This window comes from Halomonas sp. (assembly GCF_014859505.1).
Classification (GTDB): domain Bacteria; phylum Pseudomonadota; class Gammaproteobacteria; order Pseudomonadales; family Halomonadaceae; genus Halomonas.
Genome location: NZ_JACUUD010000096.1, coordinates 1 through 11,492, shown reverse-complemented (window position 1 = coordinate 11,492; position 11,492 = coordinate 1). Strand labels below are relative to the sequence as shown.

11 protein-coding genes are annotated in these 11,492 nt (G+C 67.1%); 6 read left to right on the top strand and 5 right to left on the bottom strand.

Going from position 1 to position 11,492, the window contains the following annotated elements:
* The 6 genes from IBX53_RS12135 to IBX53_RS12110 all read left to right on the top strand — a co-directional run.
* A partial coding sequence (locus IBX53_RS12135) for an ABC transporter substrate-binding protein (RefSeq protein WP_290909572.1) occupies nt 1-1,123 on the top strand: 1,123 nt, incomplete at its 5' end.
* 14 nt (nt 1,124-1,137) lie between these two features.
* Nucleotides 1,138-2,091 carry a carbohydrate ABC transporter permease gene (locus IBX53_RS12130; protein WP_290909569.1) on the top strand — a complete coding sequence of 318 codons (954 nt, stop codon included), beginning with the start codon at nt 1,138-1,140 and terminating at the stop codon, nt 2,089-2,091.
* Complete coding sequence (locus IBX53_RS12125) at nt 2,088-2,930, top strand: carbohydrate ABC transporter permease (protein WP_290909566.1); 843 nt, start codon at nt 2,088-2,090, stop codon at nt 2,928-2,930. Before IBX53_RS12130 ends, IBX53_RS12125 begins: the two co-directional genes overlap by 4 nt.
* Before the next feature lie 35 nt (nt 2,931-2,965).
* Nucleotides 2,966-4,588, top strand: a complete 1,623-nt coding sequence (locus IBX53_RS12120; RefSeq protein WP_290909564.1) for an alpha-glucosidase — start codon at nt 2,966-2,968, stop codon at nt 4,586-4,588.
* A gap of 77 nt (nt 4,589-4,665) precedes the next feature.
* Complete coding sequence (locus tag IBX53_RS12115) at nt 4,666-5,772, top strand: ABC transporter ATP-binding protein (protein ID WP_290909563.1); 1,107 nt, start codon at nt 4,666-4,668, stop codon at nt 5,770-5,772.
* A gap of 116 nt (nt 5,773-5,888) precedes the next feature.
* Nucleotides 5,889-6,938, top strand: a complete 1,050-nt coding sequence (locus tag IBX53_RS12110) for a substrate-binding domain-containing protein (RefSeq protein WP_290909561.1) — start codon at nt 5,889-5,891, stop codon at nt 6,936-6,938.
* Between the two features lie 72 nt (nt 6,939-7,010).
* On the opposite strand, the gene IBX53_RS12105 is transcribed toward IBX53_RS12110, so the two are convergent.
* The 5 genes from IBX53_RS12105 to IBX53_RS12085 form a co-directional block, all read right to left on the bottom strand.
* Nucleotides 7,011-7,865, bottom strand: a complete 855-nt coding sequence (locus tag IBX53_RS12105) for a universal stress protein (protein WP_290909559.1) — start codon at nt 7,863-7,865, stop codon at nt 7,011-7,013.
* A gap of 81 nt (nt 7,866-7,946) precedes the next feature.
* Entirely contained in the window at nt 7,947-10,037 is a 2,091-nt protein-coding gene (locus IBX53_RS12100) for a 3'-5' exonuclease (RefSeq protein WP_290909556.1), read from the bottom strand.
* Between the two features lies 1 nt (nt 10,038).
* Nucleotides 10,039-10,380 (bottom strand): TraR/DksA C4-type zinc finger protein, encoded by a 342-nt coding sequence (locus tag IBX53_RS12095; protein WP_290909554.1) that lies wholly within the window; start codon nt 10,378-10,380, stop codon nt 10,039-10,041.
* A gap of 128 nt (nt 10,381-10,508) precedes the next feature.
* Nucleotides 10,509-10,976 carry an S-ribosylhomocysteine lyase gene (locus IBX53_RS12090; protein ID WP_290909552.1) on the bottom strand — a complete coding sequence of 156 codons (468 nt, stop codon included), beginning with the start codon at nt 10,974-10,976 and terminating at the stop codon, nt 10,509-10,511.
* Between the two features lie 60 nt (nt 10,977-11,036).
* On the bottom strand, nt 11,037-11,384 hold the full coding sequence (locus IBX53_RS12085; protein WP_290909550.1) for a putative quinol monooxygenase: 348 nt from the start codon (nt 11,382-11,384) through the stop codon (nt 11,037-11,039).
* Nucleotides 11,385-11,492: the final 108 nt, after the last annotated feature.

The following is an 11,492-nucleotide window of genomic DNA, read 5'->3' as shown; positions in this document are numbered from 1 at the left end:
CTCCACCCCCAACTCCTCCACCGAGCGCCTGTCGCTCTACCAGCAGATCCTCTCCGCCAACTCCAGCGACATCGACGTGATGCAGATTGACGTGGTCTGGCCGGGCCTGCTCGCCACCCACCTGCTCGACCTGCGCGAGGCGCTGGGTGACGAGGCCGGCGAGGGGCACTTCCCCGCGATCGTCGAGAACAACACCGTCGATGGCCGCCTGGTGGCGATGCCCTGGTTCACCGATGCCGGGGTGCTCTACTACCGCAAGGACCTGCTCGAGCAGTATGGTCACGAGATTCCCGGGACCTGGCAGGAGCTCACCGAGATCGCCCGCGAGATCAAGGCGGCCGAGCGCGAGGCCGGCAACGAGCGCATGCACGGGTTCGTGTTCCAGGGGCGGGCCTACGAGGGCCTGACCGTCAACGCCCTGGAGTGGGTGGCGAGCCACGGCGGCGGCGCCCTGGTGGAGCCCGACGGCGAGATCAGCATCAACAACCCCCGCGCCGCGGCAGCCCTGGACCTGGCGGCCAGCTGGGTCGGCGATATCGCCCCCGACGGAGTCCTCAACTACACCGAGGAGGAGGCCCGCGGGGTCTTCCAGGGCGGCAATGCCGTGTTCATGCGCAACTGGCCCTATGCCTGGTCCCTGGCCCAGAGCGAGGGCAGCGAGGTGCGCGACAAGGTGGGGGTGACCCAGCTGCCGGCGGGCGGCGATGGCCAGAGCGCCGCGGCTTCGGGCGGCGAGAACAGAAGCGCGGCGGGCCTGGGCGGCTGGAACCTGGCAATCTCCCGCTACAGCGAGAATCCCGAACTGGCCGTGGACCTGGTCGCCTTCCTGACCGGGCATGACGAACAGAAGCGTCGCGCCATCGCCGGCGCCTACAACCCGACCCTCGAGGCCCTCTACCAGGACGAGGAGGTGCTGGAGGCCGTGCCCTTCTTCGGCGAGCTCTACAACACCTTCGTCAACGCCGTGGCCCGCCCCTCGGCGGTGACCGGTGACGCCTACGGCCGCGTCAGCAACGCCTTCTTCAGCGCCAGCCATGACGTGCTCTCCGGCAGCCGCAGCGGCGAGCAGGCCGTGGCCGACCTCGAGCGCGAGCTCTCGCGCGTCAAGCGCCGCAACTGGTAACCGGGAGCCTTCCCATGACCTCAACCGTCAACCACGGCGCGCAGTATCGCAGCACCAAGGTGCGCCGCCAGCGGGTGAAGGCCGCCTGGCTGTTCCTCGCCCCGATGCTGGTGGTGCTCACCCTGGTGGCCGGATGGCCGCTGGTGCGCACCTTCTACTTCAGCTTCACCGACGCCTCCCTCTCCGATCTCAGCAACATCTTCTTCATCGGCCTGGAGAACTACCTGGTCCGCGATGATGGCCAGTGGTACGGCGTGCTGGCTGACCCCGTCTGGTGGCGCTCGGTGTGGAACACCTTCTTCTTCGCCATCGTCTCGGTATCGCTGGAGGTGGTGTTCGGGGTGATCGTGGCCCTGATCCTCAACGCCGAGTTCAAGGGCCGCACCCTGGTGCGCGCCGCGGTGCTGATTCCCTGGGCGATTCCCACCATCGTCTCGGCGCAGATGTGGGCCTGGATGCTCAACGACCAGTTCGGGATCATCAACGAGCTGCTGATGACGCTCGGCATCATCGCCGACCCCATCGCCTGGACGGCCGACGCCAGCTACTCCATGTGGGCGGTGATCATGGTCGACGTGTGGAAGACCACGCCCTTCGTCGCCCTGCTGGCGCTGGCCGCCATGCAGATGCTGCCCAAGGACTGCTACGAAGCCGCCGAGGTGGACGGCATCCACCCGGTCCGGGTGTTCTTCAGGGTCACCCTGCCGCTGATCACCCCGGCGCTGATGGTAGCGGTGATCTTCCGCCTGCTCGACGCCCTGCGGGTGTTCGATGTCATCTACGTGCTGACCTCGAACTCCACCAGCACCATGTCCATGTCGATCTACGCCCGCCAGCAGCTCGTCGAGTTCCAGGACGTGGGCTACGGCAGCGCCGCCTCGACCCTGCTGTTCCTGATCATCGCCCTGGCGACCATCGCCTATCTCTACCTGGGCCGCAAGCAACTCAACCTGGGAGGTGACGCATGACCTCGCGCCGGTTCAACAAGCTCGCCGCACGGGTCGGCTTCTGGGGGCTGGTGGCCCTGGTGGTGGTCGTCGCGGTGTTCCCCTTCTACTACGCGGTGATCACCTCCCTTAAGCCCTCCGGCGACCTCTTCCGGGTCGAGCTGTGGCCCAGCACCTTGGATCTCGCCAACTACGTGCAGGTGTTCACTCAGCGCAGCTTCATCCAGGCGATCTTCAACTCGATCCTGGTCGCCACCAGCGTGGTGTTCATCGCCCTGCTGCTCGGCATCACCGCCTCCTACGCCCTGGGCCGGGTGCGCTTCCGCGGCCGCTCCACGGTGCTGCTGGTGATCCTGGGCGTATCGATGTTCCCCCAGGTGGCGGTGCTCTCCGGGCTCTTCGAGGTGATCCGCGCGCTCAACCTCTACAACAACCCGGGCGGCCTGATCCTGAGCTACACCATCTTCACCCTGCCCTTCACCGTCTGGGTGCTGACCACTTTCATGCGCCAGCTGCCCATGGAGCTCGAGGAGGCGGCGATCATGGACGGAGCCACCCCCTGGATCACCATCACCAAGGTGTTCCTGCCGCTGATGTGGCCGGCCATGGCCACCACCGGCCTGCTGGCCTTCATCGCCGCATGGAACGAGTTCCTCTTCGCCCTGACCTTCACCCTGACCGACAGCCAGCGCACCGTGCCGGTGGCCATCGCCCTGCTCTCCGGCGGCAGCGCCTACGAGCTGCCCTGGGGCCCGATCATGGCCGCTTCGGTGATCGTCACCGTGCCCCTGGTGGTGCTGGTGATCATCTTCCAGCGGCGCATCGTCTCGGGGCTGACCGCCGGTGCCGTCAAGGGCTGAGGCCTCCATTCACCCTGTCAATTCTGGAATCCCCCATGCAGGACAACACCTTCTGGTGGCGCGGTGGCGTCATCTACCAGATCTACCCGCGCAGTTTCATGGACGCCAACGACGACGGCATCGGCGACCTTGCGGGCATCACCGAGAAGCTCGACTACGTGGCCTCGCTCAACGTGGACGGGATCTGGCTGTCGCCCTTCTTCACCTCGCCGATGCTCGACTTCGGCTACGACGTCAGCGACTACCGCGACGTGGACCCGATGTTCGGCACCCTGGAGGACTTCAAGGCGCTGCTGGCCCGGGCCCATGCGCTGGGCCTGAAGGTGATCATCGACCAGGTGATCAGCCACACCGCGGAGTCACACCCGTGGTTCCAGGAGAGCCGGCAGGACCGCACCAATGCCAGGACCGACTGGTACGTGTGGGCCGACCCGAAGCCGGACGGCACGCCGCCCAACAACTGGCTGTCGATCTTCGGCGGCCCGGCCTGGACCTTCGACCCGCGCCGGCGCCAGTACTACCTGCACAATTTCCTGAGCAGCCAGCCCGACCTCAACTTTCACAACGCTGACGTAAGAGCCGCCCAGCTGGACAACATGCGCTTCTGGCTGGAACTCGGCGTCGACGGCTTCCGTCTGGACACCGTCAACTTCTACTTCCATGACGCCGAACTGCGCGACAATCCGCCGGTCCCCGAGGGGGAGGCCAAGACCCTGGGCGCCCCGGAGGCCAACCCCTACACCTGGCAGCGCCATGTCTTCGACCTGAGCCGCCCGGAGAACCTCGACTTCCTGCGCGAGCTGCGCGCGCTGATGGACGAGTATCCCGGGACCACCACAGTGGGCGAGATCGGCGACGACAACCCCCTCGAGCGCATGGCCGAGTACACCGCCGGCGGCGACAAGCTGCACATGGCCTACACCTTCGACCTGCTCAACAAGCCCCACTCGGCGGCCTATCTCCGCGAAGTGATCGAGCGCTTCCAGCGCCTGGCCGGCGATGCCTGGCCCTGCTGGGCGATCTCCAACCACGACGTGGAGCGCAGCGCCAGCCGCTGGGGCGCCGGCGAGGACCCGGTGGCCTACCCCGCCGTGATGCTGGCGATGCTCTTCTCGCTGCGCGGCAGCGTCTGCCTCTACCAGGGCGAGGAGCTGGGCCTGCCCGAGGCCGAGGTGCCCTTCGAGCGCATCCAGGACCCCTACGGCAAGGTGCTGTGGCCGGAGTTCAAGGGCCGCGACGGCTGCCGGACCCCGATGCCCTGGACCGATGCCGAGAGCGGCGGCTTCACCGCCCCGGGCGTCGCCTCCTGGCTGCCCCTAGAGGCGCGCCACCTGCCCCTCTCGGTGGCGCGGCAGGAGGACGACAGCGCGTCGGTGCTCAACGCCACCCGCCGCCTGCTGGCGTTCCGCGCCAGGCACCCGGCGCTGTTCGACGGCGAGCTGCGCCTGGTCGACGTGGGCGACGCGCTGGTCGGCTTCGTCCGCGAAGGGGCCGGGGAGCGGATCCTCTGCCTCTTCAACCTGACCGCCGAGCCACGGGAGACCCGGCTGCCGCTGGCGATCGACCACGCCCTCGAGGGCCATGGCTTCACGGCCTCCCTCGACGGCGACACCCTGCGGCTGCCGGCCTACCAGGCCGCCTGGTTCGCGGTATCCTGAGCGGTCCGCCGCGCCCATAACAAGACGCCGGCCCCGCCAGGAACGCTCAACGGAAGGGGCCGGCAAGGAGTCAACAGATGGCAAGCGTCAAACTCGACCGGGTCAACAAGGTCTTCGACAGTACCCATATCATCAAGGATGTGGATCTCGACATCGGCGATGGCGAATTCGTGGTCTTCGTCGGCCCCTCGGGCTGCGGCAAGTCCACCCTGCTGCGGCTGATCGCGGGGCTCGAGTCGATCAGCGACGGCGAGCTCAGCATCGGTGAGACCGTGGTCAACGAGCTGCCGCCCCGGGAGCGCGGCGTGGGCATGGTCTTCCAGTCCTACGCCCTCTACCCGCACATGACGGTCTACGAGAACATGGCCTTCGGCCTCAAGCTCGCCAAGAAGGCCAGGGAGACGATCCACGAGCGGGTCATGGCCACCGCCCGCATCCTGCAGCTCGAGGAGCTGCTCGACCGCAAGCCCAAGGCGCTTTCCGGCGGCCAGCGCCAGCGCGTGGCCATGGGCCGCGCCATGGCCCGCGAGCCGCGCATCCTGCTCTTCGACGAGCCGCTTTCCAACCTGGACGCTTCGCTGCGCGTACAGATGCGCAACGAGATCGCCCGCCTTCACAACCGCCTGGGCTCCACCATGATCTACGTCACCCACGACCAGGTGGAGGCCATGACCCTGGCCGACAAGATCGTGGTGCTCAACGGCGGACGCGTGGAGCAGGTAGGCAGCCCCCATGAGCTCTACCAGCGGCCGGCAACCAAGTTCGTGGCGGGCTTCATCGGCTCGCCGACCATGAACTTCCTGCTGGCAAGCCTGGCCGGACACCCCGAGGCGGGCTGTCGGGTCTCGGTCGAGGGCGTCGGCGACCTGGCGCTGCCTCAGCAGGCCGGTGAGCACGCCGCCGGCACAGCCCTTTCCCTGGGCGTGCGCCCCGAGCACCTGCGCCTGGCCGAGGCCAGCGGCGACAACGCCTTCGAGATTGTCAACGTGGAGTACCTCGGCAACGAGGTCTACGTCTATCTGGACGCCCGTGACGGTGGCCCCCTGCTGATCCACCGCAGCGAAGCGCCCAGCCGCTGGCAGGAGGGACAGCGGGTAGCCCTCTCGCCGGACCCGCAGCATGTGCACCTGTTTGATGGCGAGGGCCGCGCCCTGCCGGCCGCCACAGCCCGGGCGGCGGCCTGAGGCTCGCGGCGCGCCCCGTCGTCGGGACCGCGTCGCGCGGCGGTGGCCAAATGCCGCGCGGACCACTAGGATAGCGAGCTGACTGAATCGATCCAGATGGCGAAGGAACCGCGCTTGTGTCTACCCCCCGTCGTATCACGCTGAAGGATCTGGCACGGGAGCTCGGTGTCTCCACGGCCACCGTCTCCAACGCCTTCAACCGGCCGGACCAGCTCTCGCCCGCCCTGCGCGAGCGCATCCTCGGCGAGGCGCGCCGCCTGGGCTACCGAGGGCCGGACGCCATGGCGCGCAGCCTGCGCACCGGGCGCTCGCGGATCATCGCGGTGATCCTCGCCGAGAGCCTCACCTACAGCCTGAACGATGCCGTGGCGAGCGAGTTCCTCTCCGGGGTGGCCGAGGTGCTCGACACCCAGGGCCACACCCTACTGCTGCTCTCCTCGCGCCAGACCCAGGGCCAGATCCCGGGCTCGGCGAGCATGGCCGACGGCTTCATCGTCTACGGCCTGATGCCGAGCCCCTCGCTGCTCGGCAGGCTGCCTGCCCAGGCTTCGCTGGTCTCGGTGGACTTCGACATCGCCGGCCGCCCCACCGTCCACGTCGACAACGAGGCCGCCTGCCTCGCCATCGCCCGCCACGCCCTGCGGATGCCCCCGCGGCGGCCGGCCATCGTCAACCTGCGCCTCACCGCCGAGCCCTGCAACGGTCGCATCACCCCGTCCCATGCCCTGCTGGTGGCCGAGCAGACCATCACCCGCTCGCGCCTGACCGGCTTCCACCGCGCCCTGGCGGAGCACGGGGTCGACCCTGCCGGGGTGCCGATGTGGAACATCGAGGAGAACACCTTCGAGGTGTGCGCCCCGGTGATCGAGGCGATCCTCGACTCGCCCGACGACGAGCGCCCCGACCTGCTGCTGTGCATGTCCGACCGCATCGCGCTGACCGCCGTCACCCTGGCCGAGCAACGCGGCCTGCGCATCCCCGAGGACCTGCGCATCACCGGTTTCGACGGCATCGCCGAGGGACAGTACCGGGCCCCGCACCTGACGACGGTCCGCCAGGACAGCACCGAGAAGGGCCGCACGGCCGCCCGCATCATCCTCGGCCTGACCCCGCCCGCCTCGAGCCTGCTGACCACCGAGCTGATGGTCGGCGACAGCTGCCCCTGACAGCAGGACGCCCCGGGCTCCCTTCATCCGTTCGGGAGCGCCGTGGCGTCGTGCGCCCAGTGGCCGCCGCGATCAGCGCAGCAGCAGCACCGGCACCTTCGCGCGGCGCAGCATCTCGGTGGTAGTGCTGCCCACCAGCAGGTGGCGGATGCGCGAGTGGCCGTAGGCGCCCATCACCAGCAGGTCGATGCCCTGCTCCTCCTGGTAGCCGCGCAGGGTGGCCTCCACCTCGCCGGCACGGATCGAACCCACGGCCTCGTGGCCGGCGTCTCGCAGGGTCTTCAGCGCCCAGTCGAGTTGGGAGCGGTTATCGCCGGTCTCGGCGCCGACGATCACCACGTGAACGGGAATGCCCGCGAACAGCGGGCTCTTGGCCAGCATCTCCACGCCCTTGCGGGTGGTCTTGCTGCCGTCGAAGGCGAGCATCACCGTCTCGGGGGCCTCGAAGGTGTCCGGCACCATCAGGATCGGCCGGTGCAGGGTACGCACCACCCGCTCCAGGTTGGAACCCAGATGGCCGCTGTCCTGGTGGGCCGTCTCGCCGCGCTTGCCAATGATCAGCAGACGGATCTCCTCCTGCAGCTCCTCCAGTGTCTCCACCAGGGTGCCATTGCGCTGGCGGGTGCCCGGTTCCGCGACCCCCACCTCGACGGCCCGCCCCTTGGCGGCCTTGAGCGTCAGGCGGCCCTGCTCCTGGGCCACCTTGGCGCGCTGCTCGTCGAGCTGGGACAGCTCCTCGAGCAGGTGCTCCCGGGAGCCCAGGCCGATATTGCCGGAGAGGTCCGCCTCGGCGGTCTGGGGATGGTTGTCCACCACGTGCAGGAAGGTCAACGGCGCGCCAAGAGCCTGGCTGGCCCAGGCGGCGGCGTCGCACACCCCTTCCGAGAACTTCGAGCCGTCGATGGCGGCCATCACCTGTTCGGTCATCGTGTCATTTCCTGGCTGGCGTATGTCGTTATCTGTCTTGACGTTTCTACCCCATGCAGGGCGCCTTGCATAGGACATGGATCAACGTAACAGCGATTCGTCCAGGAAGGAGGTCCGGGGACCGGCATGGGTCAGCGCCAGACGGTGCATGGCCCGGGTACAGGCCACATAGAGCAGGTTACGCTCCATGTCGGTGGCATAGTTCTTCGCGGTGGCCTCGGGCACGATGACCCGGTCGAATTCCAGGCCCTTGGCCATGTGGGCGGTGCAGACGACGATGCCCCGGCCGAAGGCGGCGCTATTCTCGCCGAGGATCTGCAGTCGCTCGAATTCGCCGTGCTCGCCGCCCTCCAGGGCCTCGAAGACCCGCTTCGCCTGCTTCTGGGTCTTGCAGACTATCCCCAAGGTGTTGTGGTCGGAGGCGGTGAACTCAAGGGCCAGCTCGGCGATGATGGCGAGTTCCGCCTTGCGGGTGCGTGCGCGGATCACCGCGGGCTCCTCCCCGGGGCGCTCGATCGCCTCCAGGTCGGGGTTGGGAGAAATGCGCTGGGCGAAGCGGGTGATCGGAAGGCTCGAGCGGTAACTCTTGTTGAGGGTCACGCAGGAGGACTGGCGCAGCACCCGGCGGATCTCCTCGACCCCGGAGCCGGTATAGGGATTTACCGACTGAAAGGCATCGCCGAGGATGGTCTTCTTGCAGGCGAAGAGCCGGCCGATCACCGCGTACTGCACCGGGGTGTAGTCCTGCATCTCGTCGACCAGCAGGTGCTTGACGTCACGCCAGCGCGAGCGCACGTCCTCCAGGCGCATCTTCAGGTAGATCAGCGGGAAGACGTCGGCGTACTCGAGCCGGCCCCGGGAGGCGGTCTTGAACAATTCGGGACGCCCCAGCCAGTCGTAGAAGCCCTTGTAGGTGTCGCGCAGGGTCTGCTGGCGCAGCATCGTCTTGACCGCCGCCTTGAGCTGCTTGCGCTCCTCGGGTTCCAGGTCATAGTTGTACTGGTTGCCGATCTTGCGCTCGATCTCCCAGCTCACCTGCCTCAAGCGCTCATTGGTGGGCAGGTGGCGATGCTTGCGGAACACCTCCTCGAGCAGCCAGGCGGGCACCAGGCGCCGGGCGATCCAGATATCCTCGGCGGCGAAGCGGTTGGCCTCCACGTGGCCGGCGTAGCGGTCGAGCTCAGCCAGGAACGCCGGCGAGGCCTTGTAGCGCAGCCGCGCCTTCATCGCCTCGTCGTCCTTCTCCAGCAGCGCCGCGGTCTGCTCGAAGAAGCTCTCGAAGCGATACTGGCCATCGAGCAACTCGTCGGCCAATTCCTCCATGCCGACCTGGTTGACCGTCTCCTCACCGAGTTCCGGGAGCACGTTGGCGATGTAGTCGGAGAACACCCGGTTGGGCGAGATGATCAGGATGTCCTCGGAGCGCAGAGTGTCCTTGAAGCGGTAGAGCAGGTAGGCGATCCGGTGCAGAGCGATGGAGGTCTTGCCGGAGCCGGCCACCCCCTGGATCACCAGCACCTGGGCCTCGTCGTCGCGGATGATGGCGTTCTGGTCGCGCTGGATGGTAGCGACGATGTTCTTCATGCCCTCGTCGGAGGCGCGGCCGAGCTCATCCTGGAGCACGTCGTCGACCACGTGCACCGCGCTGTCGATCATCAGCTCGATCTCGCCGCCCTTGATGCGGAACTGCCGCTTCAGGGTCACCTCGCCGGCCACCGGGCCCTCGGGGCTCTCGTAGGTGGCCGTGCCGGTCTCCACGTCGTAGAACAGCGAGGCGATGGGCGCCCGCCAGTCATGCACCCGGCTGATCCTGGCGAGGTCATCATGGAAGTGGTGGACGCCGATGTAGAACGGTTCGGCCTTGCCGCCGCGAGCGAAGTCGAAGCGCCCGAAGTAGGGGGAGTGGCGGAGCTTGTCGAGCTTCTGGCGACGGGCCAGGGCGTTGTCGCCGGACATGACGGACTGCTCGATCGACTCCCTCGCCGCGATCTTCTCGATATGATCCATCTCATCGCGGTTCGACCAGAGGTACTCCTTCTGGGCCTGGATCTCCTCGGCATAGGCCGTCAGCCGCTGGTCCAGCTCTTCCCGATTGGCCTCGATGCGTTCCAGGGTGTGGTCGAGGTGGCGGTGTTCGACCGCCCGGTCTATGGCAACGTCTTTCTGGGTCATGTCACTCCGCACAGTCGATGCATTTGAGCACGGTCGGATCCCACTTCAGGCGCTTGGCGGAAATCCACTCGCCGCATTCGATGCACTCCCCGAACTCTCCACGGCCGATCCGGGTCAGCGCCGCTTCGATCCGGCGTAGCGCCAACTGACGGCGATCCTCCTCGGCCTTGGCCATGGCTTGGCCCTGGAGGGCATCCATGCGCGACAGGCGCCCCACCGACTGCTGATCCAGCATGACCGTGGCGCGACTCTCCTTGCTCTGGTAGCTCTGGTCGATCAACGCCGCCCTGGTGTCCTCCAACTGGCGGGTGATCTTCTCGATATCGAGTTCCGGGTGATTCATCCAATCCCCTCCGCATCAAACGGGTCAGGAACTCCAACGATCGGAAACACTGTCAACCCATCTGTCTGAAGGCCCAACATAGCCCCTTTGCCCGGGACTTGGTAGCGCAGGGGCTGCTGACAAGGGGGTTAGGCGAAGACCTGGCTCCACTCGTCGCGCTTGGCCAGGAAGCCGCGGGCGATCTGCTGGGCGCCTTCCAGGCTGTGGCTGGCCGCCCAGCCGCACTGCATCTCGTTGCAGGCCGGGACCTCCTCGGCCACCAGCACGTCCTCCAGGGTCTTCTCGAGCAGCGTCAGCACGCCCTCGTAGTCGTCATGGTTGATCATCGCCACGTAGAAGCCGGTCTGACAGCCCATGGGGCTGATGTCGACCACCTTGTCCGAATGGTTGCGCGACAGCTCGGCCATCAGGTGCTCCAGGGAGTGCAGCCCCGGCATCTCCATGTGCGCCTTATTGGGCTGGCAGATGCGCATGTCGTACTTGTGGATGGTGTCGCCGTGCTCACCGGTCTTGATATCGGCCAGGCGCACGTAGGGGGCCTTCACCTTAGTGTGGTCGAGGTTGAAGCTTTCGACGTTCATCTTCTGCTCGGTCATGAGGATCTCCTGCGGGATGGAAGGGCACGGGCAGACAGGCCCGTGCCGTTATCATTGGAATCAGAGTGCCGGAGCGTCGTAGCCGTGGGGTTCGTCGGTGTAGACGCAGACGTTGGCGTGGTGCACGTCTCCCTCGGGCGACTCCACATGGGTAGCGAAGAACTCCTTGATCTCCCGACGGCTGCAGTGCGCCTCGAAGGCCTCGCGGCTGGCCCAGATCTCGTGGAAGACGATGGGGTAGCTGGCGCCCTGGGCGTTGGGATGATCGATATGCCGAGTCACGGTGTACTGGATACAGCCATCCTCGCGATGGGCATTGGGCTCGAGCGACTGCAGGGCCCTGAACACGGCCTCCTCGCGGCCGGGCTTGGGCTTGAAGTTGGCGATGCAGTAGATCTTTCGGGACATCTTTTCTCTCCGTGTCGTCGGGATCAGAGCCTGGCGGCGTCGCGCAGCGCGGCGGCGCGGTCGGTCTTCTCCCAGGGGAAGGCCGTGAAGGTCTCGGTGTGCTCCTGC

Coding starts and splice junctions, on each gene's coding strand:
- IBX53_RS12130 (WP_290909569.1), top strand. CDS start 1,138: ATGACCTCAACCGTCAACCACGGCGCGCAGTATCGCAGCACCAAGGTG.
- IBX53_RS12125 (WP_290909566.1), top strand. CDS start 2,088: ATGACCTCGCGCCGGTTCAACAAGCTCGCCGCACGGGTCGGCTTCTGG.
- IBX53_RS12120 (WP_290909564.1), top strand. CDS start 2,966: ATGCAGGACAACACCTTCTGGTGGCGCGGTGGCGTCATCTACCAGATC.
- IBX53_RS12115 (WP_290909563.1), top strand. CDS start 4,666: ATGGCAAGCGTCAAACTCGACCGGGTCAACAAGGTCTTCGACAGTACC.
- IBX53_RS12105 (WP_290909559.1), bottom strand. CDS start 7,865: ATGACCGAACAGGTGATGGCCGCCATCGACGGCTCGAAGTTCTCGGAA.
- IBX53_RS12100 (WP_290909556.1), bottom strand. CDS start 10,037: ATGACCCAGAAAGACGTTGCCATAGACCGGGCGGTCGAACACCGCCAC.
- IBX53_RS12095 (WP_290909554.1), bottom strand. CDS start 10,380: ATGAATCACCCGGAACTCGATATCGAGAAGATCACCCGCCAGTTGGAG.
- IBX53_RS12090 (WP_290909552.1), bottom strand. CDS start 10,976: ATGACCGAGCAGAAGATGAACGTCGAAAGCTTCAACCTCGACCACACT.
- IBX53_RS12085 (WP_290909550.1), bottom strand. CDS start 11,384: ATGTCCCGAAAGATCTACTGCATCGCCAACTTCAAGCCCAAGCCCGGC.